At 41.4% G+C, this 19,688-nt stretch carries 18 protein-coding genes, 1 pseudogene and 1 riboswitch; of the genes and pseudogenes, 16 read left to right on the top strand and 3 right to left on the bottom strand.

Annotated features, from left to right (window positions below):
* Positions 1 to 373: 373 nt before the first annotated feature.
* From AC787_RS30815 to AC787_RS30805, 3 genes are all read left to right on the top strand, one after another.
* Complete coding sequence (locus AC787_RS30815; protein WP_054028806.1) at positions 374 to 1,528, top strand: CapA family protein; 1,155 nt, start codon at positions 374 to 376, stop codon at positions 1,526 to 1,528.
* A gap of 142 nt (positions 1,529 to 1,670) precedes the next feature.
* Positions 1,671 to 2,660 carry an aldo/keto reductase gene (locus AC787_RS30810; protein ID WP_054028805.1) on the top strand — a complete coding sequence of 330 codons (990 nt, stop codon included), beginning with the start codon at positions 1,671 to 1,673 and terminating at the stop codon, positions 2,658 to 2,660.
* Between the two features lie 263 nt (positions 2,661 to 2,923).
* Positions 2,924 to 3,271 (top strand): VOC family protein, encoded by a 348-nt coding sequence (locus AC787_RS30805; protein ID WP_054028804.1) that lies wholly within the window; start codon positions 2,924 to 2,926, stop codon positions 3,269 to 3,271.
* Positions 3,272 to 3,382: 111 nt separating this feature from the next.
* Here the strand turns inward: AC787_RS30805 and AC787_RS30800 are convergent, their stop codons facing one another.
* The gene (locus AC787_RS30800) at positions 3,383 to 3,763 is read right to left on the bottom strand and encodes a hypothetical protein (protein WP_054028803.1); all 381 of its coding nucleotides are present in this window, start codon (positions 3,761 to 3,763) and stop codon (positions 3,383 to 3,385) included.
* A gap of 453 nt (positions 3,764 to 4,216) precedes the next feature.
* Between AC787_RS30800 and AC787_RS30795 the strand changes: the two genes are divergently transcribed.
* From AC787_RS30795 to AC787_RS30780, 4 genes are all read left to right on the top strand, one after another.
* Positions 4,217 to 5,086 carry an AraC family transcriptional regulator gene (locus tag AC787_RS30795; protein WP_054028802.1) on the top strand — a complete coding sequence of 290 codons (870 nt, stop codon included), beginning with the start codon at positions 4,217 to 4,219 and terminating at the stop codon, positions 5,084 to 5,086.
* Positions 5,087 to 5,242: 156 nt separating this feature from the next.
* On the top strand, positions 5,243 to 5,503 hold the full coding sequence (locus AC787_RS30790; RefSeq protein WP_054028801.1) for a hypothetical protein: 261 nt from the start codon (positions 5,243 to 5,245) through the stop codon (positions 5,501 to 5,503).
* A gap of 79 nt (positions 5,504 to 5,582) precedes the next feature.
* Positions 5,583 to 5,804, top strand: coding sequence for a hypothetical protein (locus tag AC787_RS30785; protein WP_054028800.1), 222 nt, complete (start codon positions 5,583 to 5,585; stop codon positions 5,802 to 5,804).
* Between the two features lie 323 nt (positions 5,805 to 6,127).
* Positions 6,128 to 6,901 (top strand): helix-turn-helix domain-containing protein, encoded by a 774-nt coding sequence (locus AC787_RS30780; RefSeq protein ID WP_200930803.1) that lies wholly within the window; start codon positions 6,128 to 6,130, stop codon positions 6,899 to 6,901.
* Between the two features lie 538 nt (positions 6,902 to 7,439).
* Here AC787_RS30780 and AC787_RS30775 read toward each other — a convergent pair.
* On the bottom strand, positions 7,440 to 8,333 hold the full coding sequence (locus AC787_RS30775) for an endonuclease/exonuclease/phosphatase family protein (RefSeq protein WP_054028798.1): 894 nt from the start codon (positions 8,331 to 8,333) through the stop codon (positions 7,440 to 7,442).
* Positions 8,334 to 8,578: 245 nt separating this feature from the next.
* Here AC787_RS30775 and AC787_RS30770 point away from each other — a divergent pair, with 245 nt between their 5' ends.
* The 8 genes from AC787_RS30770 (at position 8,579) to AC787_RS30740 (ending at position 18,636) form a co-directional block, all read left to right on the top strand.
* Positions 8,579 to 10,870 (top strand): PQQ-binding-like beta-propeller repeat protein, encoded by a 2,292-nt coding sequence (locus AC787_RS30770; protein WP_054028797.1) that lies wholly within the window; start codon positions 8,579 to 8,581, stop codon positions 10,868 to 10,870.
* 346 nt (positions 10,871 to 11,216) lie between these two features.
* The gene (locus tag AC787_RS30765; protein WP_054028796.1) at positions 11,217 to 11,873 is read left to right on the top strand and encodes a DUF3885 domain-containing protein; all 657 of its coding nucleotides are present in this window, start codon (positions 11,217 to 11,219) and stop codon (positions 11,871 to 11,873) included.
* Between the two features lie 546 nt (positions 11,874 to 12,419).
* Entirely contained in the window at positions 12,420 to 12,710 is a 291-nt protein-coding gene (locus AC787_RS30760) for an RNA polymerase alpha subunit C-terminal domain-containing protein (RefSeq protein ID WP_054028795.1), read from the top strand.
* Between the two features lie 155 nt (positions 12,711 to 12,865).
* Positions 12,866 to 13,009: a hypothetical protein gene (locus AC787_RS34280; protein ID WP_161807597.1), complete on the top strand. Its 144-nt coding sequence runs from the start codon at positions 12,866 to 12,868 to the stop codon at positions 13,007 to 13,009.
* 66 nt (positions 13,010 to 13,075) lie between these two features.
* On the top strand, positions 13,076 to 13,588 hold the full coding sequence (locus tag AC787_RS30755) for a DUF3189 family protein (RefSeq protein WP_054029044.1): 513 nt from the start codon (positions 13,076 to 13,078) through the stop codon (positions 13,586 to 13,588).
* Between the two features lie 1,188 nt (positions 13,589 to 14,776).
* Positions 14,777 to 15,298, top strand: coding sequence for a DinB family protein (locus AC787_RS30750; protein ID WP_054028794.1), 522 nt, complete (start codon positions 14,777 to 14,779; stop codon positions 15,296 to 15,298).
* A gap of 154 nt (positions 15,299 to 15,452) precedes the next feature.
* Positions 15,453 to 15,956: a DinB family protein gene (locus AC787_RS30745; protein ID WP_054028793.1), complete on the top strand. Its 504-nt coding sequence runs from the start codon at positions 15,453 to 15,455 to the stop codon at positions 15,954 to 15,956.
* A 529-nt stretch (positions 15,957 to 16,485) separates the two neighbouring features.
* Positions 16,486 to 16,668, top strand: a riboswitch (cyclic di-AMP (ydaO/yuaA leader).
* 144 nt (positions 16,669 to 16,812) lie between these two features.
* Positions 16,813 to 18,636 carry an APC family permease gene (locus AC787_RS30740; RefSeq protein ID WP_054028792.1) on the top strand — a complete coding sequence of 608 codons (1,824 nt, stop codon included), beginning with the start codon at positions 16,813 to 16,815 and terminating at the stop codon, positions 18,634 to 18,636.
* A 168-nt stretch (positions 18,637 to 18,804) separates the two neighbouring features.
* On the opposite strand, the pseudogene AC787_RS30735 reads toward AC787_RS30740, so the two are convergent.
* Positions 18,805 to 18,990 (bottom strand): annotated as a pseudogene (locus tag AC787_RS30735) (aldo/keto reductase); the annotation flags it as partial.
* 157 nt (positions 18,991 to 19,147) lie between these two features.
* Here AC787_RS30735 and AC787_RS30730 point away from each other — a divergent pair.
* The gene (locus AC787_RS30730; protein ID WP_054028790.1) at positions 19,148 to 19,423 is read left to right on the top strand and encodes an AraC family transcriptional regulator N-terminal domain-containing protein; all 276 of its coding nucleotides are present in this window, start codon (positions 19,148 to 19,150) and stop codon (positions 19,421 to 19,423) included.
* Positions 19,424 to 19,688 lie beyond the last annotated feature (265 nt).

Below are 19,688 nucleotides of genomic sequence, written 5' to 3'. Positions count from 1 at the left end.
GCATATGAAGTTCGCATTACGTTAACGGGGAAAAATAGCTAAATAAGCTACATCTAGTAAGCATCATCTTTCGATGGTGCTTTTCTTATATTCACAAGATTGTTTAGGAAATCCTTAGTGGGCGCTTTTTATTTGCAATATTTACGGATGCGCAAGTGAGTGTACGAGTCAGGAATGGGATAAAATTCTTGTAAGTAGTAGCCAGCTGCAACTAAATGCTCCAAATAGCCGTTTAAACCGACTAATCAAAATAAATGGAAGCACTAAGAGGCTCGGTTACCCGGGTAATCGACTGGTTTCCTAATAGATGCCGAAGTCGAATGGACCCGCATATAATATCTAGAAAAAATTAGACAATAGAAAGGGAGATTGCATGTCTGATGATATTATCATTGCCGCGGTTGGAGATCTCTTGATGAAGCCGCTGCTTATTCGCTCAATGCGTACCAACGACAAACTAGGTGACAACGGGCCTTATGATTTCGAGCAGGTGTTTGAACCCGTTTCCCAATATCTGCAGGATGCGCATCTGACGATAGGCAATCTCGAGACAACCTTTGCCGGTGGATCGGAAGACGGATACACGAAGACGATTCGGAATCCGAAGAATGGAAATCCGGTCTTCAAATGTCCGGATAACTTCGCCTCGGCTTTGAAGACCCTTGGTTTCAATGTGCTCGCTACGGCAAATAACCATTGCATGGATTATGGCGTTCGCGGGCTCAAACGGACGCTTGAAGTACTTGATAAGAACGGGATTGCCCATGTCGGAACGTACCGGAACAGGAATGAGTCTCGAAAGCTCTATATTCATGTTGTCGGAGGGATTCGTATCGGCATACTCTCGTATACGAGGGACACGAACGGCAATACCGTTCCAAAGGGGCAGCCCGCCGGTGTTAAGAAGATTGTACGCAAGAGCATGAAACAGGATTTGAAACGGTTGCGGAAGATATCGGATTTCATAATAGTCTGCATGCATAACGGATTTGAATATCACCGAAGTCCAGCTGCCCACCAAAAGAAGCTGGTCCGATTCTTGTTTCGTCAGGGAGCTGATGTGGTTCTTGGTGCACATCCGCATGTTCTTCAGCCAGCGGTGTACCGCACTGTGAAAGATATAGACGGACGGACGAGAAAACGGTTCGCGATCTACTCACTGGGTAACTTTATTTCCACGCGGCTACACGGCAAGGATGACGCTTTAACCGGTATTATTGTTCGTATCCGAATTCAGAAAACATCCGACGGCCACGTCCGTCTCGCAGGTATTGAATATATACCGACTTGGGTATGTATCTCGAAGGATGGCAAGCAAAGAAGCTGTCGGGTTCTGCCAATTCATGAAGCACTTCAAAAACCTGAGAGCTATTTCGCCGGGCAGATGGACCGGATGAAACGCAATTATCGTAGAACGCTTCGCATGTATAAAGCGGTCAACCCACTCGAGATCCAAGACTCACGGGCAGAAACGTTCGATCCTCAGCTACCGCAATCTGATACCATGCAAAATGAGGTCGACCAGTAATTTCTGGTGACCTCATAATACGTTCGGGCAGTATAGCTCTAACCACGAAATATGTAGTACAATCGCTTGACTTGGAGTTAACTCTAAGAAGTAAACTATATCTGAAGGAAACAATATCTATTTGAAAGTGAGGAACAATTAAATGGAATATGTGAAACTCGGAAATACAGGCTTGGATGTATCTCGGCTTTGTCTTGGCTGTATGAGCTTTGGTGTATCAGAGCGTTGGACTCATCCTTGGGTACTTGATGAAGAGAGCAGCCGTCCAATTATAAAAAAAGCTCTGGAGCTAGGTATCAATTTTTTTGATACGGCGAATATATATTCAGACGGAACAAGCGAAGAAATTGTTGGTCGAGCTTTAAAGGAGTACGCCAATCGAGATGAAATTGTCCTCGCGACAAAAGTTCATTTCCGTATGCATCAAGGTCCAAATGGTGCTGGACTTTCCCGAAAGGCAATCATGAGTGAAATTGATAAGAGCCTTAAGAGACTGGGAACTGATTATGTAGACCTTTATCAAATCCATCGCTGGGATTACAATACTCCTATTGAAGAAACGATGGAAGCATTGCATGATGTTGTGAAGGCTGGGAAGGCAAGATACATTGGTGCTTCAGCCATGTACGCATGGCAGTTCCTAAAGGGATTACATGTAGCAGAAAAAAATGGGTGGACCCGATTTGTATCCATGCAGAATCATTTAAACCTCATGTACCGTGAAGAAGAGAGAGAGATGCTACCACTCTGTAAGGAAGAAAAAATCGGCGTGATTCCTTATAGCCCGCTCGCATCAGGAAGATTGGCGCGTGATTGGTCGGAAACAACGCATCGTTCCGAAACCGACCAAGCTCAAAAATCTAAATACGATGCGACTGCAAATACTGATCGATTAATTGTAGAGCGGGTTGCAGCAATCGCAGAAAAACGTGGCGTTCCCCGCGCTCAAATTGCACTTGCCTGGTTGTTGCAGAAAGAACCAGTAACAGCTCCGATTTTCGGCGCTACTAAAATGTCCCATCTCGAAGATGCGGTAGCAACACTTTCAATAACATTAACAGAAGAAGAAATTGCGTCGCTGGAAGAGACGTATGTTCCTCATCCGATAGTTGGTCCTATTACGCTGCGATGAGAGTTTGATTTAAGGAAAGACAAGAGACCTTATCCATTTTCACAGGCGCTCTAGATCTGAAATCGGGAAGTGAAATCCACTGGACAAATGGGACATGATAGTTGAATAACTCACATGAATGAGCAGGCGCTGCGGTGACCTGACTAGTAACGTCCTATTACGATAACTGGCAGTATAGTTGAAAAAGGAACTTAAATTTAAATCTCGAATATCTAATGTAATCGGGTAGCTAAAAATTTGATGATAGACAGGAGTTAGATACGATGATAAAAGGTTTCGGAGGAATATTTTGGAGAACTAAGAATCTTGAAGTTATAAAAAAATGGTACAGTGAAGTGTTGAAGATTGAAATAGATAATTGGAATGGGACTGTGATAAAACCCCAATTAGGAAATGAGACTATCTTTTCTTTCTTTACCGAGAATGACAGTTATTTTCCAACAGAACAACAAGTCATGTTAAATTTCCAAGTACATAATCTAGACGAGACTATTAAGCATCTTGAACATATTGGTGTACCTCTTGCAAAGAAAAAAGAGATTAGTGAATTTGGAAAGTTTATTTGGATTGAAGATCCTGAAGGACGACTGGTCGAGCTTTGGGAGAAATAACGAGTTGTAATTCATTTGCTAATGAGTAACGGGAAACAAAGCGGCAGCCCTGGACGGAAAATTAAAGTTTTAGGACTGCCGCACTGATTTCAAGCACGGGCTTGTCTTTGATCAGTCGTGATAAATCATTCTTGTAGGAGTACTTTTGTAATTCGTTTTTTTCACGTAAAGTTCGGCTTGACCGCCACCGTCAGTAAATCCGCTAACATCAAATACATTACTCTTACCAGGGCAGACAGTGCGCTTTCCTATATAGTCATCTGGATCATAAGGATCATATTCCCAAAGCTCATAGTTTACGCAGACTGTATTGTATGAGTCACTTGTTACCTTCCAACTACCTCCCCCAGAATCCCAGCTACTTCCATTCTGGTAAACAGTTTCTTCGCCAATATAATCCCATGTTCCAGCTCCGGCCGATGCAGATGGAACGGCAGCAGACATAGCAAAGGCGCATGTCACTGGCAAAATAAATTTTTTAAACTTGTTCATTGTTTCACCTCCCCCCCACTGAGGATATTTTAAGTCATTTTACAAATTTTTGGAATATTGAATACTCTTGATGAAAGAATTCTAATGAAGGTCCATTGAAAATCTTCACGTTTCTTGTATTCACGAAGCCTCATCACTTAAGGGACGTTGTCCCGGTTGCGAAGCGTTTAGTCGGCTCAAGGGTAGTCTGACTAATTCCGCCCTCTTCGAAAAGCCTCGAGCAGGTCATGGGAGCGTAGTGACGGCAGCTTGAATACCATTGGGATTTAGGGAGACCCAATCCTACGGATTTGCCAGCCAACTTTTAAGAGAAAACAAAGGAGCAAACGGCATTCCTACCAGACTTGTCTTCTGTTCACTGAGCTGAGAAAGACCCTACAGTATTGTGCATTAAATGTCGGGAAGGGAATTACCTTCTCTGCTATGCTTTGAGTAACGAGGGGAGGCGATATCATGGATATGTTGGCGCAACTGAACAAAGCTTTAAGCTATATTGAGGAGAATCTTACTGATCGTGTGGACTATCAGGAGGCAGCGAAAATTGCCTGCTGTTCAGAATATCATTTTACACGGATGTTCTCATTCCTTGCAGGAATTACTCTGTCAGAATACATCCGCCGGAGACGTTTAACTTTGGCAGCACTCGAGCTAAGTCACAGTGACATCAAGATCATTGATGCTGCGATGAAATACGGCTATACCTCGCCGGATTCCTTTACAAGGGCTTTCCAAAACATGCATGGGATTACTCCCTCGGAAGCCCGGATCCATGGACAGTCCCTCAAAGCCTTCCCGCGGATGACGTTTCAACTGACAATTAAAGGAGGAAGTGAAATGAACTACCGAATTGAAGACAAAGAGGCTTTTCGCATCGTGGGGATCAAAAAAAGAGTGCCAATCGTATTTCAAGGGGTGAATCCGGAGATTGCGTCGATGTTTCAAGGACTCACCCCAGAAATGATTGATAAGATTAAGGGCTTTTCGAATGTTCAACCTTCAGGACTAATCAGTGCTTCCACGAATTTCAGTGAAGGGCGGATTGAGGAGAAAGGAGAGCTCGATCATTACATCGGGGCAGCCACAACGAAAGATATAGATGGCTTCGCCCAGCTGGAGGTGCAAGCCTCTACATGGGCTGTATTCACAGCCGTCGGCCCTTTTCCGAGTACTCTTCAAGAGATCTGGGGACGCATTTATTCCGAATGGTTTCCGTCCGCGGAATATGAGCTAAGCGAAGGGCCGGAAATGCTCTGGAATGAGCACAAAGATGTAGCATCGCCACAATTTAAAAGCGAAATATGGATACCCATTATAAAGAAATAAGCAGCGTTTGTTGAAGTAACGGAGAACGATAGTTAAATAATTCCATTGATGAGCAGACGCTACGGTTGTCTGCTCATTTCATTAAGCTAATGACAGTTTAATATGGATACTGTGTATTTAATTAACCAAGAGCCATTTATTAATGGGGTTGCAATAATGAACAAAATAGAATGTGAAATAAGAGGAAGCTCAACAAGAGGAAAGGGAAAAGTTGTTGCTAAAGACTCTTCTGAATTGGACAGTAGGAGATATTTTCTTTTTGTATGCCCTATGTGTGCTGACTTGGGTTGTGGAGCGATTACAGTTTCCATAAGGCGTGAAGGGGAAAATATTATCTGGAGTGACATTAGTCTTGAAGATGGTGAAACAACAAAACCATTGAACGTAGATACTTTTATGTTTAATTGGTTGGAGTAATCAGACTGTATCTTATCTTCTATTAATCAAGTGTAAATAAAAATCCGATTAGTTGTTGAACAAACAAGGAGCAGTTTGCTTGAACTGTAACCCGAAAGATAGACACTTTAAAAAAAGTGCCCGTCTTTCGGGTTTTTGTGTTTTAATAAAAAATAAATCCGAGTTTAAATTACATGCCGTAGAAGCTTACAAGAGTGGCAGAACACCCATGCAGATCTTCGTTGAAGCTGGGTTTGAAATAGCTGTTATCGGTAAAAAAAATCCATATAAATGTTTAGAACGCTGGAAAAAATTTTACTAGTCTTTCGGGGAATAAACGTCTTCGCAGACTGTTACGTTAACGGGTGATGTTAATTTCATAAGACAATCAGATGAGGCTGCCGATAAATTCGGCGGCCTCATTATGAAAGGATAGGATAGTTCAAATTACACGGTAGAATCAATAGTAAGAAAAACTTTTTTTTAAAGATGCCTGAATGAAACTATGGTATTTCCATACACAGCTTAACTAGTACTGGAATTCGGTGTCGCGTTTTGGCAACTCAAGTATCACTTGATAGTCAATCAGGTAAGTAATAGATACACTAATAGTATTCTGATAAAGAGGTGATAATTGTGTTTGATATGTCAAAAGTAGGTCGGAATATTGCTGATTTTAGGAAACGATCTGGGATGTCTCAAATGAGTCTGGCTGACCGACTTAGCATCAGTTACCAAGCAGTGAGTAATTGGGAAAGAGGCGAAACGATGCCTGATATTTCTAAACTTCCTCAACTAGCGCATATTTTTGACGTTAGTATCGATGAGATACTTGATGAAAGTAAGGGAACACAACTGCTGAAAAACCTGCTGAATCATACAACCCAGAATTATTTACAGAATCAAGAGGTATCGCTCAAAGACATTTCTGAAATCGCACCTCTGCTCAGTGCAGAACAAGTTCAAGAGATAATAGAACACGCAGAGGCCAATATGAACATAGGCAATCTAATGTTTGTAGCTCCTTATGTCAGCGAGGAATTCATGAATCAGCTCGTAAAACAGGTTGTTGTAATAGAAAGCATTGGAGCAGCGGAAATGTTGGCAATTGCTCCTTATATAAGCCAGGATATGTTAGATGAATGTGCAACGAAACTATTTCAATTGGGAGGTAACGGAGTTGCTCAACTGGCAGCTATCGCCCCATACCTGAGTCAGGATGTAATAGACGTTTGCTCACAAAAACTTTTTAGTGCGGGAAATGGTGGTGTAGCCGATTTGTTGGCGATCTCCTCATTTATGAGTAAGTCTGCCATTGACGCATGTGCTAAAGAAATTATTGAACGAGAAGGTAAAGGAAAACTTGTTTTTATGGCCTCGATCATGAGCGAGAATGCAATCGACGAGTACGAAAAATGAGTATGTTAGAAGAACACTAAAAAACAGAAATAGCAGCCAGTAATGAATTGCATCCCGTTTGTTATTCGTGTTTAACAAATGGAATGCAGTACACATTAAATCGGCTGCTGTTTTTGTTGAAGTAAAGGGCCAAATACGTAAGAGAAAACTTGGAAGACTTTCTTTCTTTAAGCTAACGGGACACTTTAGTTCAATAAAACAGCGACAGTCTAATACTTTATTTTCTGCTGACAAAAGGGCTGCCATGTGGTAGTCCTTCATTACGCTAACGGCCAGGTTAGCGTGGCGGCTTGTTCGTGATGGAAACTATTTACTTTTGAAAAATCCAGTATATATTGAACTAAAATCGATGTATCTAAAGTGAGTAAGGGCGTAAGCACAAGTGTGTTTACGCCCTTATCTATGTTTAAACATACAACTCAAGTTCAGAATTTAATTATCAATCATTTGCGATTGAATCGATGATGGCCGACTTGTCACAAAGGACATTCACACCGTGCCGCTGCACGGTCGAACGTCCTTTGAATTAGCCGGTATTCTATTTCTTGCCTTCTCCGTTTTGGAAAGGAGCTTTTTTTGTCAGTACAAGATCGGCCATAATCGGCAAGTGATCGGATGCATCGGTATTAATGACTTCAGCAGATTGAATCTTAACCTCGTCGGAAGCGAATAAGTAGTCGATGCGACGGTCCGGTTGCGGAACGGACGGATACGTAAAATCCTCGTTTTGACTGAGTTCGGCAAATACATCGTTGTATTGCGCGGTCATCTTCATCATTTCCCCGCTGTCTGGCGTGGCGTTAAAGTCTCCCGTAAAGATGCTCGTTCCTTCTTTTTGTTTTGCAATTTCGAGGGTTTCCATGATTTGAAGGTCCCTTTGTTCGGCTCTCTTATTATCAAGATGGGTATTGAAGAAACGAACGTGATTCCCTTTGACGTTAATCAGGGTTTCCGATAGACCGCGTTGTTCGGTCGGATTGACCGGATACGGAATATTCGTCAACAAATGATTTTCGGAGGAAAGGATAGGATATTTGCTTAACACGGCCGTTCCGTATTGACGGCGGTATTGTCCTTCATTCAACGGTTCATAGTCCAGATTGGCGGCATACGAATAGTGCATGCCGAGGTAGTCCGCTAACCATTTTGCCTGGTCTTCGAAATCGCTTCGATCTGAGAAATGATTATCCACTTCCTGTAAGCCGATAATATCGGCACCAGATCGTTTAATGACCTCGGCAACTCTTTGCAAATCGAGAACGCCATCTTCTCCTTCTCCATGATGGATGTTGTACGACATGACTTGAACGTTTACTTTTTTTCCTTTTTCGATTACTTGTGCTTCAGCAGCCTCCGCCTTACCGCTAGATAGCAGTAAGGGAATCAATAGCAACGACAAAGCAAGAACAAAATTAAGCGGTTTCTTGAACATTTCTGGTATCCTCCTGACATTCTGTAGGTTCAACTAGAGATGATAGACCCTTTTTGTTATCGCAAGGTATGAATCTTTATAAAATAATGTAAAGGTAGTGAAACGACCATAGAGCCTCGCTCTTTTAAATGGGTTATGTTTACAAATAAAAAACCTGGTCATGAACAAGAATTAATACTTTTCAACTATACTTTTGTATGTTCGCGATCCTATCACAAATCCATAGAAGTTCTAGGAGGCTAATTATGAAACACATTTCGGAGGATTTGGAACGATTGCTCAATCGTCCAATTGACAGGGGCGGATTTTTGAAGGCTGCAGGCGGGGTTGTCGGGTTATCCGTTTTATCCCAATTCACCGGCGGGATGACGTTCGCTTCTGCGGAGGAATCAGATTTCGCCTTCGCAGTTCTCGCCGACTCCCATATTGATCCGAATAGCCCGAAACATAGTGAGAATTTGTCCCGGATCCTCACCGAACTTTCTACCGGACAGAAGCCTGATTTTATCTTGCATGTCGGTGACGTGGTCGAGTCCGGTTTTTCGGAAGAATATCAGGAGTATACACGACTCATTCCTTCGTCATTGAAAGACATGATCCATGCCGTCCCAGGAAACCATGAAGCCCGTTGGGACGAATGGGGCAAAGAGTTTTATACGCAATTATTCGGCGAAGCCAATTATTCGTTTGACCAAGGTGGCGTTCATGTCATTGCCCTTGATCCGACTTCGATGCTGCAGGAGGGGGGGTATTTCAATCCGTCCCAACTGGAATGGTTACGTAAGGATCTCCAAAAAACGGGCAAGAAAACGCCAATCATCGTGTACCTACATTACCCGATCGGCAAAAACTTTTACTTCATCAGCAACCAAGAGGAATTTTTCAAAATAGTGGAGCCGTACAACGTCAGGGCGGTCTTTACCGGGCACATTCATCGCGAAGAGGTATGGAAGCAGAACGGGATTACCCTTATTTCTTTGCCGGGTATCAAAGTCTCGCCGGTCTACCATTGGGTGGAGAAGAAATCTTTCCCTCTGGAGCCGTCCGTACTCGCCGTTTACAACGCGGAATTTACGAGCGGAGCGCTATCTAACAAAAAACTGCTGGTGGAAATTCCGTTATCGGGCGAAAAGCCAGCTGAACATGAGAAACCGAGAGAGGTTCGTGTAAAACGATCGGATTCCAACACTTCCGTTCTTCGAGTGGAGATGAGTCAGCAAGCAAGCGTGGCAAGCGTCCGTTATCAGTTTTGGCCGGATGTTACCTATGCCGGTTCGAATGATGGAAACTGGAAGGAACTGATTCTGGCGGATCTCGGAAGCAAAAGTGGGCTTTGGGAGACGGTTGTCGATACGGCGGGTATCGCGCCCGGCAGTTACCGGATCCAGGTCCGGGTTACGAATAATGTCGGCGAGTTCTGGGATGAGGTTGTCCATATGGACATCCCTGCGCAAGAAGCCGCTTCATCCGGTTCCCGCATCGCGTGGGAATACAAGCTTGACGCTTCCGTTCAGGCTGGGATCGTAATTGCATATGCGAATACGGCGTCGCCACTTGCAATCGTGGGGCAATTGGACGGTACCGTAACGGCGCTCGAAGTATCGGACAAAAAGGCGCATCGTCAGTGGACGTATCGAACCCAAGGCGCAATCATCGGTACGCCGGCGCTGAGTGCGGACGGCAGCCGCGTGTTTATCGGATCGGCGGATCATCGGATCTATGCGCTTGATACAACAAAAGGCAGGCTGTTATGGTCCTATGGCGGCTCACAGCCTGTTCTGGGTAGTCCATTATGGGTCGACTCCTCCCATGACGGCAAAGCAAGCGTGCTCGTTGTTATCGGGCGAACGTTATTGAAACTGGACGCGGCAACTGGAACCGTCCTTTGGATGACGGACATTCATGGATTTTTCGCCGGTCGTCCGGAAATTCTGGATCAAACGGTATTTGTAGGTGCGGGAGACGGCAAAGTGTCCGCGCTGGATATCCATACGGGAGTGCTGTTATGGCAAAAAACGCTGTTCAGCCATTCAAGTCCTTATCGTACTTTATTATACAGCCCGTGGTATTGCAATCCGACTGCTTTGCCGGACAAGCAAACGGTGCTGTTCTCGACGGTATCGAACGCGTACGCTTTGAATGGTGCGACCGGGGCTAACGCTTGGACGCTCAAAGGCGGCTATATGTACGCGGGTTATTCCGTCCTCATACCGGGTCCCGAACCGACGCTTGTGCTGCCGGACGAATGGGGTACTGCGACTGCCGTCAACCCAATTGACGGCAGCATACGGTGGACTGCGAAGACCAAACAACGAATTTTCCACGCGGCGCCTATCTCGTACAACGGGATCGTTTATTTGACTTCTGTCAATGGTCTGTTGACAGGACTCGACGCAGCAACTGGAAATGTGGTTGATGAGCTACAGTTCTCACACCATTACGTGTTTTCTTCTCCGGCGTTATCAGACCAAATGCTGATTGCTGCAGGACACGACGGCATCATTCGCGGAATAAGGCTGAAGAAGCCTATCATCTAATCTTCTTTGGGCATGACCCGTAAATCACCCCACAGAGCTGTAAGCTCTGTGGGGATATGAGGCTATGAAGGCGCAGCTTATGTCCTTGATAAAAAATTTAAAGCCTGGCATCACTCAGTTGACAGTACATCCTTCTATAAGAACGGAAGAATTAAAGCGATTAATAAACTTTTACAACGAAGACTTTAATGTTTAAATAATGAAACATATAGTTGAATAGCAGACATCGATGAGCAGGCGCTGCGGTGGCTTGCTCATTGTATTAAGCTAAGGTATAGAGAATTGCGAAGTTGAAAATCCTTATATACAAGATGTGGAAAGTATTATTGAAGTGGGTGAAACCAAAATGACGACGTTTGATCAATTTATGAGTAACCATTTTCCAAATTTGATTCTCAGGCCACCTTTATTCTACAACTGGAATGTAGGAATTCGATATGAACTTGGAGATTCAAATGCGTATGATTTAGATAAGAATTTCTATATGGAACGAGTATATAAACGAGCTATTGAGTTATTCAAAGCTATCCATGAGATAAATGATGAAATTATTATTGTTACAAATGCTATTTTTGCTTATAACCTAAAAAACAAAGTTAAAAGGGTAAACTTATATCGAAAATACATTAAGAGTAAACACATATTAAGAAATCTAAAGCTTAATGTTATTCCGGATGTCTTTGCTGATGAAGATGAAATACCTGACGAATTAGACAATACTTTTAGATATATGATCAATTGTAAAGTTAATGAGCTAGATTATCTCAATTTAATTAAAGCTATTTGCAACCAAGATGTAGGCATCAAGCCTTCAATTCATCACGATGTTTTCTTTCTCAATATTAGTAGAGGAACAATTTATCATATTTATGATGATCGTGCATGCGATGTGATATCAAATTCAATTTCAGGAATTAAAGATATTTTTCTTAGATACAACGATTGGATTTTAAATTATGATAGGGAATCCATTAATAAAACATTTGATGATGAAGTATTCTAAGGAGGACTAGTAAAATCTGACTTCAGTTAATGAAAGGGAACATAACAAAAATGGAGAAACAGGTAGTTGATAAATTAGAAGCCTACATCGAAGGACAAGTAAGTGTAGATGGTTTTTGTGGAACGATTCTCGTAGAGCAATCAGGTAATCGCAAAAATAACAGTTGAAAATTCAAAATTACATATAACTTATGAACCATGGTACAAATATGAACCTCGACCTATAAAAGCACCTCAAAGTCGTGGTACCAGTCTCTTCAGAACCGTTGGAGCAGCAGGGGAACTAGAGTTTTTTCATGATGAAGTGGGCAGAGTATTGAAAGGACTATTTCATTTATTTAGTAAAACAATGAATCTGACACCAATTAATACTGATCTAGAATTAAACTCCCTCGAAATGATTCAGTTTCCTCACTCAGACTCATGAATTCGCAGGATTTCACCCATTGTTGAAATAGGGATATACATAGACTTTGTCGAGATTATATAACTAATATACAATATAATAAGTTGAAATTGGATACAGAATTTGTTTGGAGGTATTATTTTGACAGTAGAAAAAAGTTTAAGGGTTTGTGGAAAGGGACATAAGTATTACAAAAGCAGTGAGTGTCTAAGTTGTCCTACCTGTGATAAAGAGAATAAGCCTAAACGTGGCTTCCTCTCGAAGCTCAGTTCACCTGCAAGAAATGCATTGGTTCACGAAGGGATTGACACTTTGAAAGGACTATCAAAATACACAGAAAAAGATATTTTGAAAATTCATGGTATTGGACCAGCTTCCTTACCTATTATGAGAACTTTATTAGAAGAAGAAGGTTTATCATTTAAAAAATAATATTAATCATACAATATGTGACGTACTTTATTTCGCGAGAAGTACAATCCAGACCGCGTTTACTTCTACATGCAACGAGCGGAATTAAAAACACAGGGGTTACGTAATTGTCGACGAATAAAACGGAGTATTTACGATTAAACGAGTGAGCGGGAATGGACTGCGTTAGTCGCAAAGAGATAAACGATAATAACTGTGCGATTGACGTTGCGATCGGTGCGCTGGCGGGATTGCAGTCTACGGAGAAGGGCGGTTTAGTCTGCTCAGTCAACGAGACTGCTGCGCAATTGGACCATTAATCAACCGAATAGAAACTGGAATGAATGACCATAATAGCTATAGATAAAAATATAAGGGATGATATCATGATTTATATCTATAATGATTATGGAGGGACTCATACAACAGCTCTGGCAGCCGCCTATCATTTAAAAGAAATTACCCAATCAGAACGAAAACTAACTAAAGAAGAAATATTAAATGTTAACTATTTCAATAAATTAACTAAAGATGATTCGGGAAAAATCATTTTTCACGGGATAGATGAAAATGGAGATTCGGTATATACAATAGGACGGAAATCCTCCAAACTTGTTGTTCCAGCATTAAAAAACTTAAGCTTATTACTACAAAGCAAACATCATTTTAATGAAAAAATAATATTCTCTAATACTTCACCAACAGTGCCGTTCGTCATGTCAATTGGGGGGTTCTTTTCAAGAGGATTAAAAATTGATTTTATAGGTGTACCGTTATTAGCTATAGGTGCAAAACAATGTTGTGATAATATTTTTCGGTTGGTTGAAAATACGAAACTACTAGGGAAGTCCTCAAATGAAGAAACAGTTATAATTTTAGAAAATGAAACCTATAAGTAATAATATTTAATGTTTTATCTATGTGAATAAAGGATCATCCGGATCATACTACGTAACAAAACGCAAAGCCTTCGGAATGACTCCGTGGGCTTTAATTACTATTTAATACTTAAAAAGGGCCTCTTTATGAGGCTCTTTTTGCTTTAGATACCTATTTTCAATTTCTAAAAGTAAAAACACCGCACCCACGAAAGATACGGCGCTCGATAACGTATATTTACGCTTATTGACTCGCGATAATCCGAGGCATGCCAACGGTGAAAACTGCGTAAGCTGCTAAGTGCTTGCTCATCGCTTACCCTTGCGGAACCTCGCGTAGTCTCAATGTTAGCGTGCGCGACTATACGTTGTACAAAAAGCGCTGCGGATAGGCGAGCTTCGAATCGACGCAGGCCTTCTCTGAGTATTCCTTCAGGCAGCGATAACGGTACGACGCGCGGCTTGCGGTTCTTAATCATCCACGCAGGCAAGTTAACGCAGTTTGATTTTAAATCGAAAAACGCTTTTTTTATTCAAAGTCCAAATTAATAAATCTACAGGAATTCTAACGGGAAGGTTAGTCTGGAAGTTACTTCTGTAAGGACTAGCGTTATGTTAAAATCTTGGTAGGTAAATTAAGTAAAAAACTCCAATGAGGTGGAGAAAGTGAGGTTAAGGTTGAAACGGATACCATTTGAACGTCCAACCAAGCATTATGATGAACGAATAATTAAAATTGATGAGCAGATTTGTGTTTAATGCTAGTGTAGTAACTTTCTGTATCGATTGGGACATGACAATTGAATAACCCTCAAATTCTCACAAACACAGCCATTTTTAAAAGCATGTTGGTTAGCAATATGATTGTCGAATGACGAATGGTGGGCGCAGTTCGGGGCATGCATCTTACAACTACATAATATCTCCTCCGATACCAGACGATAGTTCATTAAAACAGTGGCAGTCAATTCTGATGGTTTTGTAATTCGAAAAACCGCGTAGATTCAACACCTCCAGTCTAATACTTTATTTTCCTTGAACATCGGAACACTATAGTGATACAAGAATCAGAATGCCGAAAAACGTGATAAATTACAAAGCAGCTTCTGTGGAGAAGCAACACATTAATATAACACTGACATACAGTTGTCAGGGTTTCCATTTTATAATGAATACATAAGTAAACTACAAAAACCGGAGGTAATTGAAATGACAAATCATAGTTTGAGATTTTACGACTATCATGTATGGGCAAATAAAATAATCTTTAATCGATTAAAGGAGCTTCCGCATCACCTATACAATCAGGAAATTCAAAGCGTGTTTTCTTCAGTGTCGAAGGTCATGGCACATATATACAAGGTTGATTGCGGTTGGCTGGACATCCTGATGGGTAAAAGTATGAATGAAGCTATGGAAGCTTCTGTTCAAATTGAGGCGGATGCAGAAGCTAGAAGCCTTGAGGAACTGGAAGCGATGTATGACGATTTGTCCGTGCGATTCAAAGCATATATTAACGGGCATGCGGATCTAGAGAAAGAGGTTGTCTTGGATAATCCTTATGTTGGAATTTTAAACACCAGATATTCAGAATTCATTATACAAGTTGTGAATCATGGTACGTACCACCGAGGTAATCTGTCTGCAATGCTTCGTCAACTGGGCCACTCCTCTGTTATGACGGAATATGGACTTTTCATGTACCAGGAAGAATCAAACACTAGTATGTAGCCGAAATATGATCAGAAATTATATCGGTTGCCATAACTTGAATGAATGCATCGTGGAGAATGGGTTAGCGGGTACGTTAATTACACATTTACAAATATTGAAATTAAACAATGATATAATGTTGTTATTCCATTACAAAAGGGAGATGTTAGATATGTATAAACACATCGAGGATTTTTCTACAACTTGGCGGTATGAAACGGCAGCAACAATGCGGACGCTGGAGATGCTCACGGACGATTCTCTTGGCCAACAGATAACGAGCGACCATCGAACGCTTGGACGACTTGCATGGCATCTTGTACAGACATTGCACGAAATGCCATCACGGACTGGATTGTCTTTCGAAGGACCGGGCGAAGATATGTCGGTGCCAGCTTCGGCAGCGGAAATTGCGGCGGTCTATAAGCGGACCTCGCAAGCGCTCCTTGATGCTGTACAGACCAGTTGGAAGGATGAGAATCTGCTCATCATGAGCGACATGTACGGCGATCAATGGCCGAACGGCTTGACGCTGGATATCCTCGTAAAGCATGAAATTCATCATCGCGGTCAAATGACGGTCCTGATGCGTCAGGCTGGCCTTCGTGTTCCAGATCTTTACGGCCCGACGAAAGAGCAGTGGGCCGAGTATGGTGCACCGGCTCCGGTAATATAGAATAAGAATATATCCCGCTTTGGCCGTTTGGCTGAAGTGGGATTTTTAAGTATTTTCGATGTCGGACGGTAAGAACATATTGAACCAAACCCGCGTAAATTGCGGGTCTTTTTGTTTTTCTGAAATGAATTCTGGATTGAATCTTGGACAAGTTCATAAACTCATTGCAAATATGACGCCAGAGATGTCCATGATATATACATGTAAAAACCAGAGAGATATCGTAAACAAAACAAAAGGCAATAGATTTAATATGTTCCAGGTTTCAGTCAGACGGTAGAAGAGTTTGGTGTCCCACTATCCGTTAATCACAACGGATATATTGGACCAGGCGACATATAGTTTGTTCAAAATAATGAATTTGAAAGAAAAATGGTAAGAAAATGAGCTTCGGCAAGCATATAGGGTATGTAAGCGCTTTTCATAATATTTTTTATAATAAATGACGGAAACCAGGACGATTGTTCGTTTTACAAAACAAATTAGCAGGCGTAATATACAATTTGCATTCTAAATAAATATTGTCTTCAATTCTTATTTGCTTAATTTCCATCAAGGAAAACGGGGGAACCAATTATGATAGATACCTGAGCGTAAGGTATCCATCTTATGGGGTGAATCCTATTGTAGACTGTACACGTTTACAATCAGGTAGGGCGACTTAACCGTCCGAATCCGACAGCTAACCTCGTAAGCGTTGATTAAGGGAGGGTTGTAACATGTGTTCGAAACACAGGTTCTTACCTGTGTTTTTTGTTTCCAAAAAAAGCAAGCATTAGAGATCGTTTTTTTCATTTCATTTTCAGGATAATTAAAACTACAGGCAATTAAAAACAAAAAATGCGGAGTGAAACTAATGCTTTCTTTGAAAAGATTTTTAATCGGTCGACCTTTAAAATCAAATGAATTAGGAGAGCAGAAACTTAATAAAACGAAAGCTCTTGCCATACTTTCCTCAGATGCCCTATCTTCCGTTGCATATGGTCCTGAGCAAATATTGATCGTTTTAATTACAGTTAGTGCCGCGGCTTTTTGGTATACGATACCGATCGCAATTGGAGTATTAATTTTATTATTAGCACTTATTTTATCTTATAGGCAAATTATCTTTGCATATCCGCATGGCGGAGGCGCATATGTGGTGTCCAAAGAAAACCTAGGCAAGTACCCCGGATTAATAGCTGGAGGTTCCTTGTTGGTTGATTACATTTTAACCGTGGCAGTAAGTGTATCTGCTGGTACTGACGCCATAACTTCCGCTTTTCCTAGATTGCATGAACATACGGTTATCATCGCTGTAATATTTGTCATTTTCATAACAATCCTGAACTTGCGGGGGGTAACCGAATCCGCTTCTGTTTTGGCTTATCCTGTATATTTGTTTGTTTTGGCATTATTCATTCTAATAGGAGCAGGCATATACAACATAATAACCGGTCATGTTTCTCCCGAGTTACACACTTCAATCGGTACACCAGTAGCAGGTATAAGCTTATTTTTGCTTTTAAAAGCATTTGCTTCGGGTAGCTCTGCATTAACAGGAGTCGAGGCCATTTCGAATGCAATCCCTAACTTTAAAAGTCCAGCTCCTAATAACGCTGCTAAAACATTAACGGCGATGGGAATCTTACTTGCATTGTTATTTTCGGGAATCGTATATTTAGCCTATTATTACGGAATTATTCCCAACCTCGAGGTAACCGTAGTTTCACAAATCGCTGAACATACCTTTGGGCGTAATTTTATGTACTTTTTCATTCAAGGAACAACTGCATTGATCCTTATCCTAGCTGCTAACACTGGATATTCAGCTTTCCCTTTGCTTGCTGTAAATCTTGCCAATGATAAATTCATACCAAGAATGTTTACGGTTAGAGGAGATCGGCTAGGCTATTCCAACGGAATTATCATGCTTGGCATTTTATCCATCATCTTAATTATTGTGTTTAAAGGCCAAACGGAACATTTAATCCCGCTGTATGCTGTCGGTGTATTTATTCCTTTCACCCTGTCCCAGACAGGAATGATACTAAAATGGATTCGTCAGAAACCAAAAGGATGGATTTCAAAACTAATTATTAATGCAACTGGAGCTCTTATTAGCTTTATTGTAACGATGATGTTTTTCTTAACGAAATTCACACAAGTTTGGTCCGTCTTAGTATTTTTACCCATTATCATTTATGCCTTTCATCGAATTAGAAAGCATTATGAAGCGGTAGCCGACCAATTGAGAACTACAACTTGTGAGCCAGCTATTCCGATTGCGGGGAATATCATCATTCTTCCTGTGGCTGGTATGACGCATGTGGTGGAGAATTCGTTGAACTATGCCAAATCGCTCTCAGCATACCAGATCATTGCAGTTCATGTTCCTTTTGAGAGAGAAGATGAAGGAGTGTTTGAAGAAAAATGGAAGAAGTGGCAGCCTGACGTGAGGTTAGTAACACTACATTCTCCATATAGAAGCATCATTCAGCCGTTGACTAAATTTATTGATACCGTTCAACGCAAGGCGAGTGAATCAAATTACCAAGTCACGGTTGTTATCCCACAGTTCATTCCAAAGAAAGGTTGGCATAACATCCTGCACAACCAATCTAGTTTACTGATTCGTGCACACTTGCTTTATCGGAGAAATGTGATAATCACTACTGTACCGTACCATTTAAAGAAATGATCGTCTTATTAAGCTAACCGGTAACGATAGCTGAGTAAACGCGAAGAAACGGCAGCCAGATCCATGGCTGCCGTTTTCTCAACTAACGGGTAAATTTGCTTGAAAAATACCTGGATTCAGCAAATAAAATAGGAGCAGATTGCCTACGTAATTATTAGATAATGATGATTAGATATCAAGTTTACGCATACCGATCCATTTCACCATTTCATGATCGTTATGTGAAAAGAACAGACTCTGTTTCGTATCTAACGTAGTAATCGACTCCATATCCTCTTGGCTTAATTGAAAATCAAAGATATTAAAGTTTTCGATAATTCTTTCTTTACGAACAGACTTTGGAATCACAACAACTTGCACGGACCTTTCCTTCACGATACAATTCCTCCATAGCGTGCCAAGAGCCATACACATCGCCAAATGTTTGCCTAATCCTCTCACTACAACTTATGTAACAGTCGAATACGGATTATAATCAAACTTTTAATAATGACGGAACGAGGAGGATCAAATGTCTGGAATAATTACTAAACAGCAGAATGAGCTCGCCAAAATCATTGAACGTTATTCAGAAAAGGACGGCGTTCACTCAACGGCTATTCCATTCTTATTTTTCATGCGTCAGACGAATGCGACCGGACCAAGTCACGGTGTTTACAAACCTTCATTATGTATGGTGGTTCAAGGGGCGAAGGAAGTATGGCTGGCACAGGAGCGCTCTAAATACAGTCCACCGTTAACGGGTAACTATAACTTAACCATCATCAGGACAAGGCTGCCGGTATAAAACGGCAGCCTCGTTGAATTAACGGGCAGGATAGCGCAGCAAACAGGTTGAAATTATTATAAAATTCATCCTGCATCATCCAAGCACAAAGATAAATTAAGTTAACGAGCCGTCGTCGCGGAACAGTTAATGGTATCGTAATTTTGGATTATTTTGTATGATATGAATAAACCAACGGGGTATGTTTTTGCCAAGCACATAGGGATTAGACAGTCCGACAAGAGCGATTTACTTCAAGAAGCTATACAAAATTTATTAGAGGTGA

Origin of the sequence: Bacillus sp. FJAT-28004 (genome assembly GCF_001280845.1) — a bacterium.
Classification (GTDB): domain Bacteria; phylum Bacillota; class Bacilli; order Paenibacillales; family Paenibacillaceae; genus Pristimantibacillus.
The sequence above is the reverse complement of the archived record's forward strand: the minus strand, read 5'-3'. Positions and strand labels throughout refer to the sequence as shown.